We start from the raw sequence: 22,705 nt of genomic DNA on the forward strand, positions 1-22,705 counted from the left end.
CCTGTTTAACTTTAATCCATGGCGAGGTGAACGCATATGAAAAAAGTAAAAGGGCGTATGGACGAAAGTATCCTAGTTTGTGTTTATTATGGTCCAAATGGAGAACGTCTGATCCAACGCGGTTGTAAAATTGCTAGTATGCTAGATTGCCCACTCTATATTCTCACGATAGATCCAAAGCCATTTGATGAGTTAGATGCAGAAAAATCTGATTATATTACTAGATGGCAGCAGTTAGCCGAGAAACACAATGCGGAAGAATTTATTATTATGGATAATGAAAAAAGACCTGTTACTACAGTTATTGCTGAAGTTGCCAGGGAGAAACATATAACACAAATTATTCTTGGGCAAACGGCACAAAGTCGGTGGGAAGAAATCACCAAGGGTTCAATGATTAATGTCTTATTAAGAGAAATACCGTTTATTGACATACACGTTGTTTCTGTTGCACGATCTTTAAAAGAAGATCATGAAGGTCATTTTGAAAAAGGGGTCCGTGCTTACCTCATTAAAGAAGGAAACAAATATCGAATTAGTTTCAACCATACCCCTGAAGTAGAATATGAAGGCATCTTCTTTAAGGAATTAGGCACAGATTTTAACAATGGTGTATTTAAATTTATGAAAAACAATGAAACTCTTCAAGTACATGTTACAGATGATTTAGTTACGAATTTGAAACATGTAAGCATGACTGAACCATTTGAAAATAACAATTAACAAGTGTAATTATTTTTAGTCCTCCACTTCACTATCGAAGTGGAGGTTTAATGTTTATTTTTGTTTTAGCATTTTTTTCAACTCTTTTTTACTTTCTCTACTTACTAAAATATATAGAATGTCTCCTACCTTGATTTCCGTTTCTCCATACGGTGTAATAAGTTCATTTGATCTGATTATCGCATTGATTAAAACATCTTTTGGAAAGTCAATTGCTGCTAGTGGCTTATTTGTAATATTTGTTTCTTCACTTACTTCAAATTCAAGAATTTCAGCATTTGCCTTTCCAATTGATACGAGTTCCAAAGAGTGAGGAGGTTCAATTTTCTTTGGACCAACTAGTCCGAGCTTTTCAGCAAACATGGCAATTGTCGAACCTTGAACTAAGGCAGAAATTAATACGACGAAAAAGACGACATTAAAGAATAATTGACTATTCTCTAGACCCGCTAACATCGGAAACGTTGCTAAAACAATTGGTACAGCTCCTCTCAAACCAGCCCAGGAAAGAAATACTCGTTCTTTTAAATCATATCCCATTTTTATCGTGGATAAGAAAACAGCAATCGGTCGTGCAATTAACACTAAAATAATTGATAGCAATAATCCTTTAACTATGACATCTAAAGTCATTAATTGAGAAGGGAATACTAGAAGTCCTAATATTGTAAACATTAAAATTTGGGCCATCCACGCAAACCCTTCATTAAACCTAAATATCGATTGACGATAGGTTAAATCTGAGTTACCAATTACCAATGCTGCAACATATACAGCCAATAATCCACTTGCTCCAATTATATCGGTGAGACTATACGTTAATAAAGCAAACGCAAGCGCAAAAACAGGATATAACCCACTAGAATCTAGGTTGATCTGATTAATTGCAAATGTCGCTAACCTTCCTAAAAGTAGCCCTACTACTAAGCCGATTCCCATTTGCCAGAAGAATGAACCAATCAATAATAAATATGATGGGTTATCAATAACGATCAATTGGATAAAGGAAATCGTAAGAAACATCGCCATCGGGTCGTTGGAACCTGATTCGGCTTCAAGCGTAGCACCTAACCTCGCTCGAATATTTTGACCTTTCAAAACAGCAAAAACCGCAGCAGCATCTGTCGAACCGACAATAGCACCAAAAAGGAAGCCTTCAAGCCACGAAACCCCTAATATTAATTTAGCTGCAACCGCCACAATAACCGTAGTAAAAATAACCCCTAACGTAGCAAGAGATAATGCCGGCTTGGTCACAGATTTCACCGTTGACCATTTTGTCTGTAACCCACCTTCAAAAAGAATGATAATCAAGGCAAATATACCAATCAACTGAGCCATTTGAGGGTTATCAAAATGAATAAAGCCCAGGCCATCACTACCTGTTATCATTCCTACGAGAATAAAAAGAATAAGAGCTGGTACTCCTAGACGAGAAGAGAACTTTGTTGTCAGAACCCCGATAATTAACAGTAAAGCACTTAATAATATAAAATAATCGTTATAAGACTGATCAATCAAAATAGAGCCTTCTTTCTATTATAAATTCACATCTATTTTAATACGATGTTCTTCGTGTTTATCTATACCGATATAGCGTAGAGTTTCAGTTGGAGTGGTATGATTATAGATCGACTTTAATATGGAAATCGCAATTCCTTTCCGATATGCATGATAACCAAATGTTTTTCTTAGAGTGTGAGTTCCAATATTACCTGAGACCCCTACTTCTTTTGCAGCGTTATTAATAATACGGTAGGCTTGCTGGCGTGTAATGGGCTGATTAAGCTTCTTAGACCTAAACAAGTAATCATCCAGTTCAATTTCTTGGTTTTGTAAGTAATTACTTAATGCTGATTTTACTTTTGTATTTAAAAAATGCGCTTTCCTTTCAGAACTTTTTTCATCAAAAACAAAAAGAAACTCTCTGGGGTTACCCTCGTCCCATACATCTTCTACTTTGAGTTTTAATAAATCACTTACTCTTATTCCTGTATTAATCCCAAGTACAAAGAGAAGTAAGTCCCTATCTGATTTACCTTCTAATTTTTTTTTAATTTCATTTATTTTTTTGATATCTTTAATGGGTTCGACAAATTCCAATAAAACCTTCCCCTTCACAAGATGTTACTCAATCATAATTCAATCATATAATAAGTAACGTTGAACTGTCAAAAGATTTGAGTCATTCGATTAACCTTATTTAACATACTTTATCTGAATTACCAACTAAGAAGTGAAGGCACTTCATGGATAGATATTTTTAAAACCACCAATAACATACCATGTTAAGAAAAATGAAAAACACTATAGCCATACTTTTGAATCGTATGGACTATAGTGCTTTCTACAAGCGACTATATATTTAATTTTCTAACGGATGAAGGCGTTAAGACGGTAATAGAATAGATAACTCACAGACCGCAATAAGACCCTATCTTAAAATTTATCCTTAATGGAGTATTTCAGTCACAGGTCCCTTTATGAAGGTCAGCGCTAGGGGATACTAGGTAAGTATAACCAAGAAAATTTATTATTATTTTATTTGTTCTATAAAACTTTTCGTTCTCATTCCATCCCTTCTAATATAAACTGTTGCACCTACGGTAATCTTTGCTTTTTTAAATTCTTCATTCCAGTCAGTTATATGTTTTTTAAATTGCTTATAGTGTTGTTTACTCATTTTCTCACCAAAACCAAAAATATCTACACCAAATTGTTCTTGTACTTCCGATATCGTTTTTTTATTTTCACTTCTAAATGCTCTTCCATTATTTTTTGGTACTTATTATATGTTACCACCTCGTCTAAACCATCAGAACATTGGTTATCATATATGTCTCCTTCTATCATTATATTTAGCGCGACAGAAGGTACGCCATTTTCATAATTCGTTTCAACTTTTGTATGAGAGTTATAAACCTGAATAGCAATATACCCTTCCTCGCCGCAGGCTGCCGTTACAGTTGTATTAGAAATATCTTGCGTCCACATAAAATTCCTAGCCTCTTCTACCGATAAGAAGCCGACTAATTTATCCTTGTTAAATAATGCCAACCCATCGTATTCAATTATCGCTCCAAGTTCTAACTCTCTATTATCATCAATATTTTTCCCTTTTGTTGGATCTCCTCTTATTGTTACAGCGGCAGCTACAGGCTCTCTTCCAGCTGATGTTATCTCATAAATAAAGTCACTTAAATCTGTATCCGGATATCCTCCCCAATTTTCCTGAATCGTTAAAAATTGTTCGTACATTTTCATCGAAGGTACCTTTTGAATAGGATACGTTGTCGCAATAATATCTGATGCTTTAACTCCTTTGGCCACAATGATTTGAAAGTCGGTTCTGAATTCCCCATTTTTCTCCAAATATTGCAGGAATTTAGAAAGACCTTCCTTTCCAACCTTTTCATCAACAACTAGTGTCCTCGCATGAGAAAAACTTAAGTCTCTTGTTATTCCCATGTTCATTTTAGCCAACAATTCACCCATCGTTAATCCTTTTAATTCGTAAGTAATAGTCGGCGTTAACCCTTCTGACATTTGAGGGTCCTGTTCACTTGCATTTAATACCTCGATCGTTAGGCTAAATACATCATCTTCCCTGACTTCAAGAGCTAATCCAGTCACTAGCGATATTTCATTAATTTCTCTTCGATCCCAGCAACCTGTTACAATTAATAAGAGGAAAAGAAGGAGTGCTATTTTACTCATTTAATTTTCTCCTAGATAGAAGAGGTATTGTTCAAGTTGTCATGTAGATTTAGGTTTACTTACCATAAATCCAAATGTACTTCTTGTTCTAATTATAATAATTATACAACATAGAATCATTTCAAAGCTTAGTATCCTTAGTTTAGTCGGATCCAAATATAATCAATAGTACAATTACAGTGATACCTAACATATAAAAAATAGCAATTAATAAATACCAATTAACTTTTAATTTTCTCATAAATATGCCCCATAATAAACTATATATACATTTATAACGTTTTGTTTTAAGTTTACCCTTTCATCCTCTACTACAACCTATTATCTTGGACTTTGAATCATGGATACCAGGAGGATAGTACCGGTAAAGAATTGAACAAATCTTTTCCAGAATTAACGAGTGAGCAAACTCAAATAGGATATAAATTTTGTTTTCACAAATATCTATAGGACGATATCGTAATACTTTAATTTTAATCCTATTGACCTTACCTAACCTTGTAGTACAAACATCCTTCCAAACCGTCCTAATTAAATCCCTTAAAAATAGCAATGTTTTTTCCACCTCCTTTAATACCAATACTGTTAGAAAGTAAAGGAGCGATCAAAATGAATGAAATAAAAAGTGTGGCAATCTACTGTCGTGTCAGTACAGAAGAGCAAGCAAGTGAAGGCTACAGCATTTCTGCACAATTACAAACTTTACGGCAATATACATCACTTTATGGATGGCAGATTGCAGAAGAATATGTTGATGAAGGTATTAGTGGTAAGGATATAAAGGGCCGACCTGCCATGCAAAGGCTGATATCTGACGTAGAAAAGGATAAATTTCAAGCTGTACTAGTCTGGAAAATTTCACGCCTTTCACGTAATATGTTGGATACTCTTGTGCTACTAGATAAATTTGAAGAGTATGACGTAAAGTTTATTTCCTACTCAGAGAACTTTGATACTTCTAGTCCGATCGGGAAGCTTGTCGTCCAACTGATGGCTTCCATTGCAGAAATGGAAAGAAATACTCTCTCTGAAAATGTGAAGTTAGGAATGACACAGAGGGCAAAAGAAGGTAGTTGGAATGGCGGAGTGGTTTTCGGATATGACTCTTTAGAAAAAAAGCTGGTTATCAACCCTAAAGAAGCAGAAATTGTTCAACTTATCTTTACTTTATATGTAGAAGGGAAAGGTCTGAAAGCTATCGCTAATCACTTAAACAAAGCGGGATATAGGACCAAACGAGATAAACACTTTTCTATTAATGGTATTGCTACAATATTAGATAACCAGGTCTACATAGGAAAAATTCGCTGGCTACAAGTTGAGAACTGGGATAAAAAAGAAGGCGTGGAAAAAATGCGAACCCCATTATCGTTGAGGGGAAACACGAAGCAATTATCTCCGATGAGCTTTGGAATATCGTCCAAGCCCGAAGACAAAGTAAATCCTTTAAGCAGCGTCAGTCGCATGAGCCCTTCCTATTAAGTAGTATCCTTAGATGTCCTGATTGTGGTCAAGGTATGGTTCCATCTATCACTACCTATACTCGAAAAGATGGAAGCAAACGAAAACATCGCTATTATGTATGTGGTGTATTCCATAACAAAGGATCATCTGCCTGTAAGGCGAATTCAATCAAAGCCTGTGATGCAGAAGATGCTGTCACTAACCGTATAAAAGAATTCTTAAACGATTCAGCCGGATTTAGTCAAACCATAGAAAAAATTAATAAAGACACAGTTCAATCAAATGTGAAATCAAAGGAGCAGTTAGAGAGTATCAATACAGAGCTTAAAGAAGCCAATGCCATGCAAGAAAAATATATGGAAGCATTTGAGCAAAATCTCTTCCCTGTTTCCATATTACAGGAACGATTACAAAAATTAGCTAAATCGAAGAATAGCTTAGAGCAAAAGAAAAACGAACTCAGCATTCAACTAAGTTCATCAGACTCGAAAATTATTCCACCAGACGTGATCAGGCTATTATTAGAAAAGTATGTTCAAGCTTTTGAACAGGCTACAAGAGAAAAGAAAAAGCAACTCTTTCAGCTTTTGCTAAATGAGATAACAATCAATCAATCCGAGGGCCGCTCTCGAACTGTGGATAAAGTAGAACTCGATTTTTATTTTTCCGAAGTCAATCTGTCCAAGACATTTACACTGATCCACATACTGTATCTTGAATCAGAACAATTAGAGGAAAGTTCCTCTTCAAATCCTGATTCAAAAGACCAAATGCCACCTTATCTTCAAATTTTTTTGACTCTATTTATGGTACGGTTCACCGTTGCACTATTAACGGTAAACTTTATATAATCAGTGTAGGTTTACTATAGAAAACATTCATATAAACTTAAACGTCTAGGCTACTATTTATTATCGCTTTCATGGTAATATCTAATTCTGGGCAATTTAAGTTGCTCACGAAGCTTCATTAATTCATCACCAATTAAGTCGGTTATTTCATTATATATTTCATTAGCATTTTCATAGTTTCCTTCTTTATGTGCCCACTTTATCTCAATGAACTTTTTATCTAAATTATAGTCAGCGTATATTATACTTCTATTCATTAGAAGAATAAAATCCCTTTGTTCTTCTAAAGTAAGATCTTGAAAAGAATGTGCACCATATTTAAAAATAAATTCTGAAACTAAACTATCCAAAGGCTGATATAGTTCCTTTAATCGTTCTTTAGCAGTTGTTAAGGCGACTTCCTTATCACGTTCCTCTCTCAATTGGTTTCGATTCAATTCAATACCTTTGAACGAAGAATCAATAGTTTTATTTACTCCAAATAGAGTGAGTACACCCGCAATAATTCCCCCAATTATCGCCCCCCAAAAAGTGCTCAATACAGGTGCCCAAATTTGATAATCACCTACTACTGGAATTATGCTCGAAAATAAGCTTACAGACATTAAAAGATTAATTAATTATTAAAGGAAAAACAACCATAATACCTAGAATAATTAGTAATAACTTATATATTAATCTATTTTCCATAACTTCCTCCTTTTACAGTTGTTAAAAACATTGAAATGTTTCACAATGTTGTTACGATGAATTAAACACTTTAATCACTAAAAAAAGTATAATTTCAACGAGTGATAACTTACATAGTGAGAACTAATTGACTGAATAGTTGTCATGCTAAATGAACTGAAGAAAAAATCATTTGAAATAAATTTATACAAATACACCCACCTTATATTTACAATAAAATACACCTTATCTACTATTCATAAAAGTGATAAAATATAAATTATAAGTAAATTTGGGAGGTGTAGGAAAATGAGGAATTGGCTAAAATTAATTCTTTTTTTAAGTTCTTACTCTCCCCTCTTCTTAATTATTGCCATTTTAAACGTTAATCTAAATGACATTCATAAAGTAAAAGATATCATCCCACAAGATAAAATCTGGCTTGTCGCCGTTATGCTTGCTCTTTTCATCTTGCCGAATGCTATACTTTTTTACTTGATTAAAAGAGTCAAACTCTTTCAGCCAATTAGAGAAAAGACGAATACTTTCATTAACAAAAATAGTGATGTTATGAATTATATCGTTACTTACCTTATCCCGTTTCTTTCGTTTAACTTTGATAAATTGAACCAAACAATCGCTTTTACAATTCTGATTTTTGTACTGTCTATTGTATATATCCATTCAAATATCTTTTATATAAATCCAATATTAATAATCTCAGGTTACAAAATATATGAAATTAACGATAAGTATCTATTGATTACCAAATTTACCGTTAAACGAGATAAAAAGCTTAAATTGTACAGGATTCACGATAACGTATATGTAGGTGATGAAGATGGCAGCAATAACTGATATAAATACTTTACTCGGATTATTGAAGGACCCAGCAATCGATAAAACAACAAATCTTTATATGATCACACGTAAAAAAGAAAATGAAGCGTTCATATATAAAGTCTTTACAGCTGAAACGCATAATGAAATAGCTGAGCAATTAAATGACATTGCGATTAGTCACCTTACGAAAATTCAAAACCAAGAAAAAGAATTTCGTGAGTATGAGATTGATGATTCATCAAATGAATATGTACAATTTATTGCTGTAAACAATGTTTCTGCTGCAAGTAATATCCTTGACCCAATTTTTAGTAATAATGCAGACGAATTCACATCTGACTCTGAAACATTTATAAATCTTTGGGCATATGCAGTAAAAATTGAAATGAATGATAAGAAACTAGTTTTGTTTCGTAAATACAGCAAAGGTAAAGTCCTTAAAAAAGGTTTTCGTGATGCTGTTCTGTTCAAAGATGGCAAGTTTTCCAAAATTGAACACGATGTATTTCAAATTGATGAGAATGTTGATTGTTTCATTTGGAATGAAGAGATATTTATTTCCCAACACCACTATTTCGAGAAAATTTTCAGTTACGAAGATCAATACGAAGCAAAATTCGGTGAAGCTTTAGAAGCATTTAAACAATTTACTTACATTGACCATGAATCGCTTGAACAGTACGTGCAAACGGATTCTGCTCAGAAGCGAAAGCTCGCTGCTATAATGAAAAATGGCATTTACGAAAAGTATGGTTTTAGTGAAGTTGCATCCACCATTGAAAAATATGAACTTGGTATCGAAGTAAATCAGCAAGAACAAAAAGTTAATATTGCTCCCAAGGATTCTCGTAAGTTTTTGAAAATCTTAAATGATGATTATCTTCGGTCAGAGGTTTCAAAAGTTCGTTACGAAAGTATTGCGAAAAGAAAAGGACGAAGATGAAAAAAACAAGGAGTATTGTCTGAACCCCTTAAACGGAATTCAATAAAAACACCCTATGCAGTAGCCAGCTCCCAATATTTAATAGGGGGCTGGTTATTTAGTTTTCTTTGGATTTTTTCGTTATTATTTTAAAATCCTTACCTTTAAATCTAAAAATACTTTAATACGCAGTAATGGTCCCATACGACAAAACGATCACCCTAAAAAAGTAACCATCCCTAATGAATTGTATTTAGTTACCAGTATGGTTGTACTACGTAGTAAATAGCTCATTGTATTCGTCGCTCTTGTTCAACATAAGCTACCCTATAGTTTATAGTGAAACATTTCACAAACTTTTGTTATAAGATAAATGTAAAGTTCCATAAGTTAATTAGAATAGGGAGTACAAAAAAGAGCTGTTTTTCAACAGCTCATAGGAATGAGACGCTTATTCCTTTTCGTTATCATGATGATGGCTGTAATTAACAACTTTAACCGACACTTCATCAAGGTTCTTTCTCTTACCTTCAATTGAACCAAAGTAGGTTTTAGGATCAATATGTAAAGTCACCGTGTCCAAACTCATGTCTTCATTATCTGAAGTAGAACTAAATGTACGAATCATCAAGTTTAGTTCATACCAACTTTTCGACTCTGAACCCGTATGATCTACAATCAACTCTAATTTGTTCACTCTTTCAAATGTCCAATGCACTCCTTCTCCACATTCTTCACTAACAATTTCTGTGATATAAGGATTAATCATATCAACTAATAGCTCTTCTGGAGAAGCATAAATTTCCTTTGTTGTTTTCCCGCTAAGGTCACTAGCTGAAACAAAAGAAATAGGAGCTAAAACAATTAGGACTAATAATAACGATGATATTATTTTACTCATATAAACACCTCAATTTTTTTCTGCAAATTTTGATATGTTTAATATGCGCTAAAAAGTATTTCTTACTCAACATTCCTGCTCGGTTAGCGCAATAAAGCAAGCGATGCCTTGTTAAAGCATCGCTCCCTTTAGTATAATAATTTTCCATTACTTATATTAATCCAAAAAAATCAGTCATGTATAAAGTGAAGAACAGTATAAGCGAAAATATTATTTGACTAATTGTTAATTTATAAGCATTAGAGTTTTCTGCATACTTTCGTTCCATAACTGCTCTTACCATTTCAGAAATAACAATAAAAATTAATAGTATAAACCACGGTTGTAAAAACCAAATCATTTCCATAGGTCCTCTCATCATGGTTATAACATATCCTAAAAAGATGAAGAATATGGTAGTAATTCTAATTGCCCAATCCATTTTTTTATGCTTTGCATTAACATGGTTATATGAAAAGAATTTCCTCTTCTCAACTTTTAGCCACTTTCTCATGATTGTATTAAAGGAAACAAGCAATAGGATTACAATAGCTAAAATCAATAATAAATTCAGCCAAAAGGTAGGCTCTACACCATACATAAAATTACCCTCCTCTAAACATGGACTTTTACTACAATAAGCATTGAATCTTACAAACCTGCCCCTTTAGTTTAACATTAATTTCCTTTTACGTGATTACATTGTTTATTGTATTCCTTGAAACAAAAACGTCAATAATTCCTGTAAAGACTTATACAGGAGGGATTAAGATGCTCTTATCACAAGCGTGGAAAACCTATGAATCTGATAAACGAATTGAAGGTTTCTCTTCTCAAACGTTAAAAGCTTACCGGCTTCAATCATGCCTTCTTATCCGCTATTTTACTGATGTGGCGATTGAATCATTGTCTACAAATCAATTAAAGGAGTATTTAGCGGAATCAAGCGAACTTTTAAAGCCGTCTAGCTTAGCCTATCGAATTCGGTTCATGCGGTCCTTGTTTCGGTGGTCACATGAAGAGGGACACATTCCCTCAAACCCAGCTTATAAGATCAAGGAACCAAAAGTCGGGAAACGAATACCCAAGTTCCTTACAGAAAGAGAGATTGAACATCTTAGGGAAGCTTGTAAAATGCCAATGGAGAAAGCGCTGTTTGAGTTTATGTTTTCAACTGGCTGCCGTATTGGTGAAATTGTCTCTCTGGACAAGAATTGTATTAACTGGTCTAATCGTTCTGCTATTGTTAGAGGAAAAGGCGATAAAGAACGTGAGGTGTACTTTAACATCAAATGTGACATCTGGTTAAAACGGTACATCAACATCCGTCAAGATAATGATCCCGCGATCTTTGTGACAGATCGTTCACCTCATCGAATGAGCATCGCTCAAATGAGGTATATCATAAAACGTATTTCAAGCCGTGCAGGCATTAATAAAACCATACACCCCCATCAGCTTAGACACAGTTATGCCACTCATTTATTAAACAATGGAGCCCCTATTGATGTCATACAGAGTTTACTCGGCCATGAAAAAACGGAGACGACACGGATCTATGCCCAACTGAGTGGACGACTTAGACAAGACTTATATAGAAAATATTTTTAAACATGACAAAAGAGCAGCACTAGGGAAGTGTTGCTCTTTTAAATTCTCGCTACCCGTTAGTTGAATAAGGAAATACCTCCCTAACTCTGGAAGGTCGCTCCTCATGAAAAAATAATATACGGTCACTCGTTTTCAGCTAAAACATCATTTATAACTTCAGCTAGAAGTTCAACCGCTCTATTTGCCTCTTCAATTGAATTTTCAATACCACCTACATCAATTAACACTGACTGTCCAAATAAATCTTGATTGTATGTGTTTTTATTGAAAGTAGAGTCTTCTATTAAAACTCCCTAGATAAACCTGGGTATTTCTCCTCTAATTGTTTGTGAATTAATTCTGCAAATTTTAAGTTTTCTTCAAAACCATCATGGTTTCTACTTACAACAAACAGTAATTTAGCTACTTCTTGATTATTAATTGTTGTTGTTGTAACTATACTTGAAGTTGAATCTCTATGAATATCAAATACCATTTTCAAACTATCATGTGCCTCTAGCGCTCGTTCAACATTTATTTTTGATAATTCGTATGCTTGCCGAAACTCTAAATTCTGTTTTTGTAGAAGCGCCACGAAGTCAGTGTTATCATGTATAGTTCGTATATTTTTTCCTTCCAATTGATTACTCAAATGTTGCCCTACTAGTGTAATGTTTATCTCCTCATCGAAAGCGAGCCTGCCGTCATCAACGTTTAAATCAGGTAAGAATGATTCAGTATTATGAGTATGGTAAATATAAACCTGTGGGTTATCACTATTTAAAGCAGAAGTTCCTTCATTCAAACTCCCAAGGTTAAATACCAACATACTGAAAATCAATGTGGAAAAAATTAAAGCAAAAGCAGGTAAAGATAATTTGTTTTTGTTTCTTTTAGAAAAACGCTTTACAAGTGTTTCCTCTAATTCTCGAACGAACTGATCACGAGGAGTAATTTTTGAGTGTTCTCGCTTTAGCTGCTCTATAATATTAGACTCTTCTTTTTTATTCATTTTCTATTAACCACCTTCCATTACTCTCTGTTTCATCCTTCTCAAGATGTGTTTTAAGCTGTTTTAAAGCACGGTGATAAGATACCTTTACCTTTGATTCCGACCATCCCATAATATCCGCTGTCTCTTTTATTGAAAAGTCGTTCACCGCACGTAAGAGAATGACCATTCTGTATTCATTTTTTAAACCCTTAACAGTGCTAAAGACATCTCCAACTTGTTCTTTTATCTCTATTACATCTTCAGTAGACTTTTGTTTGGAAGGTATCATTTTTAACAGAACTTCATTAAAAATAAGTTTTCTTTTAGCTTTACGCGAATAATCAATAGCTACATTTCTTGCAATTGAAAATAACCATGTTTTCACATTAGACTTTCGTTTAAAATTTGAAAATGATTTAAAAGAATGTATTTGGCAATTAACTTTTGTATGAAATGGCAATTAAGGGAATACGAAAATCCGTATCTTTATCCATACGCGATGAGCTTGACACGGAGCCTCTATGGCCATGAAATTTGGCAACACGGCAAGCTTGTAGCTTGCCAGGCATAGTAGCCTATCATGACCACCTCTCCGTGTAAAGCTGCGCTTATTCATAAATTGGTGCATACGCTTAATTGCCAAAAGACACATTTATTAAATGCCATAAACAAAAAGAACGAATAAAAACTTCTTGTGTTAAATCTTCTGCCTCATCTTGAGTCTTTGTAAAAGAAACGATAAACCGATATACATCTTTGTAATGTAATTGATAAATATTGCGAATCTCTTCTTCTGTATTTGTTTCGTCTCTCAAAACTTCGCCTCCTTTTTATGTATCTAATCATTAGTCGTTTTTAGATAAAAAAGGTTACAGAATTGGATTAATTTTAATAATTTCTGTTAAATATCTAACTTCCCCTTTTAGAACAGAAAAAATCGATACTATCAAGCATCGATTTAAAAGTCAGAAATTGAGTCTTATTATGTTAACCTACCTCTTTAACTTCAACAAGAAAGAGCGATTACCCTTTATTTAGCAATCGCTACCCTTTAGTTTAAGTGAAATTTTAATATTGTTGCTTCAAATCGTTATATATCTCAATTGCTTGTTCATATAAATCATTGTTTGGCTCGATTTTATAATTTTCTTCAACATTATCATGTAGATGAAAAATCCCCTTATCATCTAAAACTAACATGCCTGAAATTTGGTCATTAAAGACAAATGTTATTGTTATTGCCTTATCATAATTGATTTGTTGGTTAGTTTGTCCAATATATTCAATTTGATTATATGCATCTACAAATGACTGAACAGTTTCCTGCTCCACTTTATTATATCCACTGTACAAACTCTGTCCTAAGCCTATATCAAAATAATCCGCTTTAATTTTCTCTATAGTATTATGACTACAACCGTTTACAATTAAAAAAGCAATTACTAAGATAGAAACAAAAAATGATTTTCTCACAATCCCAATCCCCTAAGATTTATATTGTTCTTTCGTTCAAGCACCCGTTAGCCATCCATGAAGCCTTGCTTCACCACAGAAATGAAATTTGATTAAGTTCTTTCATGTTAGTTAAATATTATTTTCACTTGAACCTTTTTTATAGCGCTATTTATTTCGTTCCAATTCTTCCACACGTCTCTTCAATAGTTCAATTTCTTCTTTGTCTAAAGTTGGGAAGAGGACAGTTTTGTGAGTTCCTTAAAAGCAAGTTAGAGATTTCTGAGTTTGATGATGATAAAGGATATACTCATTTAACTCTAATGAATATGGGTGTCCCCGCAATCTATACAACAAACCAAGATAATGTTATGGAAAAAGGATATGAAAAGTATGGGAAAAGGTATAGAAAAATTATTCAATTAGAGGACTTTGCTGAAACTAAATTATCAGAACAACTTTACATTAAGTTTCATGGCGACCTTGGTTCCCCTGAAACAATCGTATTTACAACAGAAGATTATGAAAAAAGGATGAACGAAACTCAAAATGCCCTAAATATTCGCTTACGTTCTGATCTTCTAGCAAAAAACTTATTATTTGTAGGCTATAGTTTCCGCGATATAAATATCCAGCAGATGTTCGCTGAACTTAACGAAGCATTTTTTGGTAAACTACCTGTATCTTATATGATCGCTTATAAGTATAGTGAAGAGCTTCAAATATTATGTGACGAATACGGAATTATTTTAATTGACCCCCTTAAAGAATGTCCAGCTATAGAAAACCATGAAACTGCATTCAAGCACTTTCTAAAACGTGTACTAGAAGAGGCTAGGATAAAAAAGCTGGATAATGAAATGAAAGAATTTTTCACACCAACTTCTTCGAGACCTGTAAAAGTAGTTAACAAACAAAAAATTGAACTGTTGGAGGAAATAGTAAATAGAAACTCTTTTTCAGTTGGGATTAAAGCTTTTAGGCAGATTTGTGATGCCTCTAATATTCCCTCTGACTTTGAGAAAAGAATTGTAAACGCATTTATTCAACTCGCAAAGTCTGTAAACAACGACAAAGATACTGAGTCTTTAAACGCAGCTATTTTTAATTTGAAAATAAGTGAACCATTAAATAAACTCGAAATTTTATCTACTCTTATGGCAACTGCAAATGTTAGAAGTCCTAAGTGCAAGTACGGAAGTGATAACTTCTTTATAAGGATTCAGGTTATAAGCCAAGGTTGTTATATTGTTGCTGCTGCAAAAGCTATTGAAAAGGTATATAGCTGGGGATGGAAACCTACTCCATCACTTTCATCTAATATAAACGATTGGATTGAGTATGGAGCCAATTTTGAAACCCTGCCTGAACAATTACAACAGTACGTTTTGCCTTGGGTTAATAAGATGAGAAATGACTGTAAAACAGTAGCCGAACACCCGATCAAAAGGCAACAAAGACTCCTAGAGTATTCTTCCTTTGTTTCCTCAAAAAGTCTAAATGAGAATGAAGTAAAATTACTTTGTGAATTTATCAGTGAGTAGTAGGCTTTTAATATAAGGAAAGTTCACTGGGTATCTAGTGAGCGTTAAGTGAAAAGTAATCTCTTAATTTCACAGTACCCTTTCTCAAGTTCTTTCTATATAGTAAAATATTAACATATAAAAATACAGATAGTAGTGCTTTTAGTACAATCGCACATATTAATTATCTAAAATGGGGGCTAATAATGGGAACTTCTAAAAGAAAATTATCTAATGAAATTAAGAAACTTCTAAAAGAAAAACCACTCTCTAATATTAATGATACTGCTCCAGAACTCACAAAAAAGATATTAACCAAAAAGGTTTTAAACGAAAGTTTTGATCAGGAAGATACAATAGATAATTCTATAAGAATTATTACTAGTCAATTCATTTCATTGAAATCTAATGGCTTTAAAGGTAAAACTAAGCAAGAATTAGTTACGGACCCTGTGTCTCAACAAGAATTCTTAGAAATGATACTAGACCTAATAGAGAGCTCATCAATTATTTCATCTAAAATACTTGAAAAAGCATTAAAAATTGTTATGGGAAAATTCTTAGAGGTTGATGATTTTGATGCATATTCATTTGCTCAAGTATTATTTTATGAGGTTGTCTATCAAGTTTTACTTGGAGAGCTAAATGACAATATTAAAGATATCTATGAGGAACTAGACTATAATTTAATTCAAAATATGGTTAAGAATGTTACAAATCAAATAATGAATACATCAGTTTATTCTAAAGTAAATTCATTCATTGATCGCAAAATTTCTTTGAATGAAATTTTAGACGAAATAGCTACTCAAACTTCTCAAGCTAGCTTTGGTGAATTTTAAATGCAATTTACAATTGATTCTTTGTCTAATTTACATACAATTCTTTTGAAGGATGTTAATTATGACTATAAAGGAAAAAGCACTATAATTTTAGATTTGGTAACTACAATGGGAGCTATTTATTGTGCGGATGTTAAGACTTCTAAGGTAAATGATAAACCTAGGTACATTGAATTGACTATTCCTGTTTTCAACCCCGACATTTGGACAAAAAATGTTATACAGATTGAAGAATTAGTGAAATGGGTATCAGAAGATACAATGAAAATAACATTTATAGGTTCAAGTGATACCATTGATGGCTATGTTAATGGCTTAATCCCTGGTACTAACAATGTTGTTACACTTTTTTCAGGTGGGTTAGACTCCTTTGCTGGAGCTTATTACAATTACAAAAATAATATAAAAAGTGATTATCTTGGTTTTATTAACAAAGGTGAGGAAAAAACCAAACAATTAGATGTTAAAGAGTTCTATCAACAAATTTTTGATGATGCAACTGAAATTATTCTAATAGACAAACCTATTAAGAAGAAGCAGACTTTTATTCAGTCAACAAGATCACTATTATATCTTGCGTTAGCAATTGCAAAAGCCCATTTTAACTCTTCCAAAGAAGTTTATTTATATGAGAATGGTATCCTTTCTCTTAACCCAGAGATACAAAACAGATATACAACTAAGACAACTCATCCCAAAACCATGTTTATATATAAATCATTATTGGAAAAGCTAAGTATAGATATTAAAATTAATCATCCATTCTTATTCATGACAAAAGGTCAAATTACTAATGACATGAATGCAGAATTTAAAAAAGCAATTGAACATACCTTTACGTGTGGACAAGGGCGGTCACATCCTGAAAGATCTCATTCTGGACAATGTGGCATATGTATACCATGTGTTTTAAGAAAAATTTCTTTAGCTGCCTATGACAACGAAATTTTTGATGTGAATTATGAATACCCTTATGATGTTAAGATTTCAGATATAAAAGAAGGTAACTATAGAAAAGATTATGCCAGTAATATAAACTATTTTAAGACCTACTATGATTTAATAAAAAGTAATCAGATTTACTATCAATTGCAAATTAGAGAAAAGTATTATGAGGAAGATCCTAAGTTTAGAATAAGCAACCAGAAAATGTTTAGTAAATTTGCTGAGGAATATGAAAGGTTTATGAAAAAGTATGCACCTTATTGATACTCATGTTCACATAGACCATTATCCTGAACCTCAAAAAATTGCACAGGAGTATGAAAGGTTGAAAATCTATACATTATTTGTAACAAACCTACCTGAATTGTTTAATAAACACTACACTGCTTTCCAAGGTTATAAATATGTGAGATTATGTTTAGGATTTCATCCTCAAGTCGCGAGCGAATTTACCTTTAATGAAACCCTGTTCAATAAATTAGTTCAAAACACCAGATATATTGGAGAAGTTGGACTAGATTTTTATAATGAGCATGTTGAAATCAAAAATAGACAGATAAGGACTTTTGAATATGTCACCTCTCCCACTTTTAATAAGGGTAGAATTTATACGATCCACTCTAAAAATTCAGAAGATATTACTTTAGAAATCCTTACCCAAAACAAAGTAAAGCATGCTATATTCCATTGGTATAGTGGTAAACTGACAACTTTAGAAAAAATTGTAGATAACGGATATTATTTTTCGTTAAATCCTAAGATGTTACAGAGTAAAAATGGTCAAAAAATTATTGAACGATTACCTTTGGATCGTATCCTTTTTGAAACAGATGGTCCTTTTGCAAAATACAACAAAAAAATAATTTACCCTTCTACAATATCGGAGTTGTATTGTGATTTTGAAAAAGTCATACCCTCATTTAAAGATCAGATTTATAAGAATTTCAGACGATTATTAATTGAGAAGGATTTATATAAGTAAGGGAGGCTGTTGACACGGAGCCTCTATGGCCATGAAATTTGGCAACACGGCAAGCTTGTAGCTTGCCAGGCATAGTAGCCTATCATGACCACCTCTCCGTGTAAAGCTGCGCTTATTCATAAATTGGTGCATACGCTTAATTGCCAAAAGACACATTTATTAAATGCCATAAACACCCCTTCTTTCCGTAACCTCAACAATGAGAAAACGATCTTTTAGTTCATAGAATGTAGTCTTTTGAGTGTTCCTTATTTCTTGTATGTTTCTCTTTGATAACAATATCCTCTTCTGATTGTTTTCAAATGTAACAGAGTAAATATTGTTGTTAACAACGGTGATAAAATCCCTTATATCAACGGTTTCAATGGCTACCTTTAAAAAGTACTCAGTAAAAAATAGTTCAAAAGGTTATAAGTGGATGTATCAAGTCGATCTCGGCACTGATCCGGCTACAGGAAAAAGGCTACAGAAATTACAGCGAGGATTTGATACAAAAAAAGAAGCGGAGGCTGCTTGTGCAAAATTAATAAATCAATATAGTCAAGGTTCATATGCCCCTCCAAAAAAACTACTCATGCACGAGCTCGTCGACAAATGGATCCTAAGCAAAAAGAAAATACGTGATACAACACTAACCAAATATAAACGACTTTTAAAGAATCACATCATACCTGCATTAGGCTATATTCAAGTTTCAAAACTTCCCGATGAACACTTAAACATTTTCTATGAGCAACTAAAAACAGATAAAAACCTCTCAAGTACAAGTATTAATGATGTTCATAAACTATGTAAACAAATACTAACATACGCAGTCAAAAAGAAATTCATCACTGATAATGTTGCAAGCATCGTTGAAGCCCCACGATTAAACAAAAAGCAAATTCAAATTTGGACTTACGATGATTGTAGAAAATTTTTAGATCACGTCAAAGAGCATCGGGAATATGTTGCGTTTCTCCTTGCTTTAACAACTGGTATGAGACAAAGTGAAATATTAGCGCTAACTTGGAAACATGTTTATTTTGACAGAAATACAATATCCGTTGACCAAACATTAGAGCGTGGTACCAGTGCTCTTGATCCGAAAGTTAAATCTAAGAATAGTCAACGCAGCATCCGCGTAGACTACGAAACAATGCTAGAACTCAAAAAACAAAAAAAACGAATAACAAAAGAAAAACTCTATTTAGGTGAAGAGTACCGAGACTTTGATTTAGTAATCCCAACTACAAAAGGAACACCCATTAACCAGCGAAACCTTCTTCGAACATTTTACCGCTATATGAAAAAAGCAGGAGTAAGACAAATTGATTTTCATGATATGCGCCATACACACGCATCTATGTTGCTGCAAAATGGAGCAAACCCAAAAGCAGTTTCTGAAAGACTCGGACACGATGTTCGAACATTAATGGAAACATACGCTCACATCATGCCAAACATCCAAGAAGAAATAGCAGCAGACTTCGGTTCAGCTTTTTATCAGAAAAAAACACCCGAAAAACGAAACGCAAAATAAAGTGATCAAAATGTGATCAAAACCCTCTTCTCTCTATTCCATGCACAAAAAAACACGCCCTTTAAAATCTCAAAAGGCGCGTCATTACTAGCTTTTTAGGAAATGACCCGTACTGGGTTCGAACCAGTGACCTCCACCCTGTCAAGGTGGCGCTCTCCCAGCTGAGCTAACGGATCATGGTGTAAATTAGAATCAACAATTAATAATATAATTGTTTGATAGTGTTTTGTCAATATGTAGTTGGCGCGCCTAGTAGGACTCGAACCTACAACGCAAGAACCGGAATCTTGAATGATATCCCTTTCACCATAGGCGCAACACTAATTAGCGACATGTTCTAATATAACATAAAAGAGAGAAGTTGTAAAGGTTCTTCTCTCTTTTTACTTTTTAATCATTCAATTACTTAGCTTTTGTAGTTGAAGGTCCTTCTTCAAGCATTTTATTAAAACGTTCGCTAATGTCTTCTTCTGTATAACCAGCTTGTCCTAAGCGGCTAGCAAGGTTCTTTGCCCATAATTCTAGACGCTGAGCCATTTTCGCATACTTTTTTGACTCAGAACCTCTCTTTTCTTTCGCACGGCCTTCTGCATTAGACATTACATTTTCAACAATAAATAGACTTTTCCAAACGCCTTCTTCGTCTAGAGATTCATGAACTTCGCCTAATTCAGCTAATACTTTACGGTAGTACTCACTAAATTCTTTAAACGAAATTTCTTCTTCCATATTTAAATAAACCTGAATTTGATCATATAAAGCTTGCATGTAGTGCACACTCCTTCTTTAACTTATACTGTAGTATATCATAATTTTATCGGGATGTACCAAAAGCATAAAAAGTGACCTAAGTGTTTTCTACTTAAGTCACTTCGTTTACTCGTTATATTGTTTATTTACAATATTCATCAAATGCTTTCTCTAGTTTCTGAACGACTTGAATCGGCTCATGACCTTCAATTTCAAAACGTTCAACCATTGTCATGATCTTTCCGTCTTTTAGGAGTGCAAATGACGGAGAAGATGGTGCATAGCCTGTGAAGTATTCTCGAGCTTTAGCTGTTGCTTCCTTATCTTGCCCTGCAAACACTGTTACAAAACGATCTGGTCTTGTCTCATAATTTTTCATGTAAGCCGCTGCTGGACGTGCGATTCCACCTGCACAGCCACATACTGAGTTGATCATAACAAGTGTTGTTCCTTCTTTTGATAAGGCTGTATCTACTTCCTCAGTTGTTTGTAGCTGCTCATATCCTGCTTCTACCATTTCTTGACGCGCTGTGTTCACAACATCATTCATAAAGAAATTAAATTGCATTGTTCTCCACCTCTCATAAAATCTGTACACTTATTAGTATTGTAACCTGTTGAATAAATAAAACCAATTCTTTTGCTTAGAAAAAATGAATGATCATTATAAAAACTCAAAATTTGCTTCTAACAGGAAAAAGGAGATAGAAATACCATTTATTTCCATCTCCTTAATACATTTTTAATCATTTTCGATTTACTCGTTATTGAAGTGCTGTTTCCAATGCTTTAATGTTTTTTCTCATTAAACTAAAGTAATCTTCGCCATTTTCAACATCTTCCTGTACAAGTGCTTCAAGATTATGAAGATAAAGAGCTTCTGCCCCTACTTCCCCTTTTACAACCTCAGCTATTTTTGTTGGAATATTTTGTTCAAACATCACATATTCTAGGCCGTATTGATCAGCTAATTCAATAATATCCTGAATTTGACGCTGTGAAGGTTCATTTGTTGGTGAAATACCCGAGATCCCAATTTGCACAATGTCATAACGGTCTTCCCAATACCCATAACCTGCGTGAGATACTAAGAAAGTATCTTTCTCTGCCGCATCTACCATCGCTTGAAATTCTTGATCAATCACTTCTAATTCTGTTTTAACCTCTTCAAAATTAGCTGAGAAGAAATCTTCTTGTTCAGGCATTAATTCAATTAATACGTTCTTAATATTCTCTGCAAGAGTAATAGAAAGAATTGGATCTAGCCATACATGTGGATCTTCATCATGGTCATGTGCATGCTCATCATGATTATGATCGTGATCATGCTCTTCTTCATGTGCATGCTCATCATGATTATGATCGTGATCATGCTCTTCTTCATGTGCATGCTCATCATGATTATGATCGTGATCATAATCAAGTAAATCGATTCCTTCTGATGCTGTGACGATGGCTATGCTCTCACCATCCACCGTTTCAACTAAAGCATCTACAAACCCTTCAAGTCCTGCACCATTATAAATAAACGCATCAGCTTCAGCAACACTAATCATTTCTCTGGCTGTAGGTTCAAATGTATGTGCGTCTGCACCAACCGGAACAAGATTTGTTACATTAACGAATTCTCCACCAATTTTATTAGCGAAGTCTTCTAACGGAAATATTGTTGTATAAATTTCCAATACCTCCATTGACTCTTGATCAACATCCTCGGTTGTTGACTGTTGTTCTTCTTGCTCATTTCCACCACAAGCGGCAAGAAACACTGTAAGAACAAGTAAAAAAGCGAATATACTAGATAATTTTCTCATGACTAACTCCTTTCGTAACGATTCCGTTTTATCACAGTTATGAATTATATCGTAATCTTTCCGATTTGTAAATAACAATTTCTGATTAAAAGTTGGTACTTTTTATGTTATGACTTCAATAAAAAAGATTCTCTTAAGAAGTCGTAATGGACCTTCTTAGAGAATCTCAGTAGGTTGGGAGGTTACCGAACTGTTCCTTTTGATTATTTAAAAAGTTTAGAC

Annotated in this window: 24 protein-coding genes, 2 tRNA genes and 1 pseudogene; 11 read left to right on the top strand and 16 right to left on the bottom strand. The window is 33.6% G+C overall.

Features of this window, described 5'->3' with window-relative positions:
- Positions 1–36 precede the first annotated feature (36 nt).
- Positions 37–723: a universal stress protein gene (locus tag BkAM31D_RS15240; protein WP_066159228.1), complete on the top strand. Its 687-nt coding sequence runs from the start codon at positions 37–39 to the stop codon at positions 721–723.
- A 54-nt stretch (positions 724–777) separates the two neighbouring features.
- Here the strand turns inward: BkAM31D_RS15240 and BkAM31D_RS15245 are convergent, their stop codons facing one another.
- The 3 genes and pseudogenes from BkAM31D_RS15245 to BkAM31D_RS15260 form a co-directional block, all read right to left on the bottom strand.
- Positions 778–2,244 (bottom strand): potassium/proton antiporter, encoded by a 1,467-nt coding sequence (locus tag BkAM31D_RS15245; RefSeq protein ID WP_066159226.1) that lies wholly within the window; start codon positions 2,242–2,244, stop codon positions 778–780.
- Positions 2,245–2,262: 18 nt separating this feature from the next.
- Positions 2,263–2,826 carry a tyrosine-type recombinase/integrase gene (locus BkAM31D_RS15250; RefSeq protein WP_066159224.1) on the bottom strand — a complete coding sequence of 188 codons (564 nt, stop codon included), beginning with the start codon at positions 2,824–2,826 and terminating at the stop codon, positions 2,263–2,265.
- A gap of 433 nt (positions 2,827–3,259) precedes the next feature.
- Positions 3,260–4,440, bottom strand: a pseudogene (locus BkAM31D_RS15260) (Ger(x)C family spore germination protein).
- 609 nt (positions 4,441–5,049) lie between these two features.
- Here BkAM31D_RS15260 and BkAM31D_RS24455 point away from each other — a divergent pair.
- Both BkAM31D_RS24455 and BkAM31D_RS24460 read left to right on the top strand, forming a co-directional pair.
- Positions 5,050–5,922 (top strand): recombinase family protein, encoded by an 873-nt coding sequence (locus tag BkAM31D_RS24455; RefSeq protein WP_235820551.1) that lies wholly within the window; start codon positions 5,050–5,052, stop codon positions 5,920–5,922.
- A 35-nt stretch (positions 5,923–5,957) separates the two neighbouring features.
- Positions 5,958–6,755, top strand: coding sequence for a recombinase zinc ribbon domain-containing protein (locus tag BkAM31D_RS24460; protein ID WP_235820550.1), 798 nt, complete (start codon positions 5,958–5,960; stop codon positions 6,753–6,755).
- 53 nt (positions 6,756–6,808) lie between these two features.
- On the opposite strand, the gene BkAM31D_RS15275 is transcribed toward BkAM31D_RS24460, so the two are convergent.
- Entirely contained in the window at positions 6,809–7,294 is a 486-nt protein-coding gene (locus BkAM31D_RS15275; RefSeq protein ID WP_157076912.1) for a hypothetical protein, read from the bottom strand.
- A gap of 439 nt (positions 7,295–7,733) precedes the next feature.
- Between BkAM31D_RS15275 and BkAM31D_RS15280 the strand changes: the two genes are divergently transcribed.
- Together BkAM31D_RS15280 and BkAM31D_RS15285 are read left to right on the top strand one after the other, a co-directional pair.
- Complete coding sequence (locus BkAM31D_RS15280; RefSeq protein ID WP_066159212.1) at positions 7,734–8,282, top strand: KwaA family protein; 549 nt, start codon at positions 7,734–7,736, stop codon at positions 8,280–8,282.
- The gene (locus BkAM31D_RS15285; protein ID WP_066159209.1) at positions 8,266–9,210 is read left to right on the top strand and encodes a Kiwa anti-phage protein KwaB-like domain-containing protein; all 945 of its coding nucleotides are present in this window, start codon (positions 8,266–8,268) and stop codon (positions 9,208–9,210) included. The genes BkAM31D_RS15280 and BkAM31D_RS15285 overlap by 17 nt, the downstream gene beginning before the upstream one ends.
- 430 nt (positions 9,211–9,640) lie before the next feature.
- Here BkAM31D_RS15285 and BkAM31D_RS15290 read toward each other — a convergent pair whose 3' ends face one another.
- Positions 9,641–10,090, bottom strand: coding sequence for a DUF3888 domain-containing protein (locus BkAM31D_RS15290; RefSeq protein WP_066159205.1), 450 nt, complete (start codon positions 10,088–10,090; stop codon positions 9,641–9,643).
- 151 nt (positions 10,091–10,241) lie between these two features.
- Positions 10,242–10,670 carry a DUF4181 domain-containing protein gene (locus BkAM31D_RS15295; RefSeq protein ID WP_066159202.1) on the bottom strand — a complete coding sequence of 143 codons (429 nt, stop codon included), beginning with the start codon at positions 10,668–10,670 and terminating at the stop codon, positions 10,242–10,244.
- 170 nt (positions 10,671–10,840) lie between these two features.
- On the opposite strand from BkAM31D_RS15295, the gene BkAM31D_RS15300 reads away from it, so the two are divergent.
- Entirely contained in the window at positions 10,841–11,680 is an 840-nt protein-coding gene (locus tag BkAM31D_RS15300; protein ID WP_066159199.1) for a tyrosine-type recombinase/integrase, read from the top strand.
- 122 nt (positions 11,681–11,802) lie between these two features.
- Here BkAM31D_RS15300 and BkAM31D_RS24465 read toward each other — a convergent pair whose 3' ends face one another.
- From BkAM31D_RS24465 to BkAM31D_RS15325, 5 genes are all read right to left on the bottom strand, one after another.
- A complete protein-coding gene (locus BkAM31D_RS24465; RefSeq protein WP_257391578.1) occupies positions 11,803–11,907 on the bottom strand; it encodes a hypothetical protein in 105 nt (34 codons plus the stop codon).
- A 56-nt stretch (positions 11,908–11,963) separates the two neighbouring features.
- Positions 11,964–12,671 carry a stage II sporulation protein P gene (gene spoIIP, locus BkAM31D_RS15310; protein WP_085449809.1) on the bottom strand — a complete coding sequence of 236 codons (708 nt, stop codon included), beginning with the start codon at positions 12,669–12,671 and terminating at the stop codon, positions 11,964–11,966.
- Positions 12,664–13,038 (bottom strand): RNA polymerase sigma factor, encoded by a 375-nt coding sequence (locus BkAM31D_RS15315; RefSeq protein ID WP_066159194.1) that lies wholly within the window; start codon positions 13,036–13,038, stop codon positions 12,664–12,666. The genes spoIIP and BkAM31D_RS15315 overlap by 8 nt, the downstream gene beginning before the upstream one ends.
- 247 nt (positions 13,039–13,285) lie before the next feature.
- A complete protein-coding gene (locus tag BkAM31D_RS15320) occupies positions 13,286–13,468 on the bottom strand; it encodes an RNA polymerase sigma factor (protein ID WP_066159192.1) in 183 nt (60 codons plus the stop codon).
- Between the two features lie 253 nt (positions 13,469–13,721).
- Positions 13,722–14,126: a hypothetical protein gene (locus BkAM31D_RS15325; protein ID WP_066159191.1), complete on the bottom strand. Its 405-nt coding sequence runs from the start codon at positions 14,124–14,126 to the stop codon at positions 13,722–13,724.
- A 350-nt stretch (positions 14,127–14,476) separates the two neighbouring features.
- Between BkAM31D_RS15325 and BkAM31D_RS15330 the strand changes: the two genes are divergently transcribed.
- From BkAM31D_RS15330 to BkAM31D_RS15350, 5 genes are all read left to right on the top strand, one after another.
- The gene (locus tag BkAM31D_RS15330) at positions 14,477–15,649 is read left to right on the top strand and encodes an SIR2 family NAD-dependent protein deacylase (protein WP_257391579.1); all 1,173 of its coding nucleotides are present in this window, start codon (positions 14,477–14,479) and stop codon (positions 15,647–15,649) included.
- A 185-nt stretch (positions 15,650–15,834) separates the two neighbouring features.
- Positions 15,835–16,470, top strand: coding sequence for a hypothetical protein (locus BkAM31D_RS15335; RefSeq protein WP_066159188.1), 636 nt, complete (start codon positions 15,835–15,837; stop codon positions 16,468–16,470).
- Positions 16,471–17,679 carry a 7-cyano-7-deazaguanine synthase gene (locus BkAM31D_RS15340; protein WP_066159184.1) on the top strand — a complete coding sequence of 403 codons (1,209 nt, stop codon included), beginning with the start codon at positions 16,471–16,473 and terminating at the stop codon, positions 17,677–17,679.
- On the top strand, positions 17,666–18,397 hold the full coding sequence (locus BkAM31D_RS15345; protein WP_066159181.1) for a TatD family hydrolase: 732 nt from the start codon (positions 17,666–17,668) through the stop codon (positions 18,395–18,397). The genes BkAM31D_RS15340 and BkAM31D_RS15345 overlap by 14 nt, the downstream gene beginning before the upstream one ends.
- 418 nt (positions 18,398–18,815) lie before the next feature.
- Entirely contained in the window at positions 18,816–19,919 is a 1,104-nt protein-coding gene (locus BkAM31D_RS15350) for a site-specific integrase (protein WP_066159178.1), read from the top strand.
- Between the two features lie 103 nt (positions 19,920–20,022).
- Here BkAM31D_RS15350 and BkAM31D_RS15355 read toward each other — a convergent pair.
- From BkAM31D_RS15355 to BkAM31D_RS15375, 5 genes are all read right to left on the bottom strand, one after another.
- Positions 20,023–20,095, bottom strand: a tRNA-Val gene (locus tag BkAM31D_RS15355).
- Positions 20,096–20,160: 65 nt separating this feature from the next.
- Positions 20,161–20,235: transfer RNA gene (locus BkAM31D_RS15360), tRNA-Arg, on the bottom strand.
- Between the two features lie 86 nt (positions 20,236–20,321).
- Complete coding sequence (locus BkAM31D_RS15365; RefSeq protein ID WP_066159175.1) at positions 20,322–20,687, bottom strand: hypothetical protein; 366 nt, start codon at positions 20,685–20,687, stop codon at positions 20,322–20,324.
- A gap of 124 nt (positions 20,688–20,811) precedes the next feature.
- Entirely contained in the window at positions 20,812–21,237 is a 426-nt protein-coding gene (locus tag BkAM31D_RS15370) for a BrxA/BrxB family bacilliredoxin (RefSeq protein ID WP_066159172.1), read from the bottom strand.
- A gap of 196 nt (positions 21,238–21,433) precedes the next feature.
- Positions 21,434–22,483, bottom strand: a complete 1,050-nt coding sequence (locus BkAM31D_RS15375) for a metal ABC transporter solute-binding protein, Zn/Mn family (protein ID WP_066159169.1) — start codon at positions 22,481–22,483, stop codon at positions 21,434–21,436.
- Between the last annotated feature and the right edge of the window lie 222 nt (positions 22,484–22,705).

The sequence above is a fragment of the Halalkalibacter krulwichiae genome (assembly GCF_002109385.1).
Taxonomy (GTDB): domain Bacteria; phylum Bacillota; class Bacilli; order Bacillales; family Bacillaceae_D; genus Halalkalibacter; species Halalkalibacter krulwichiae.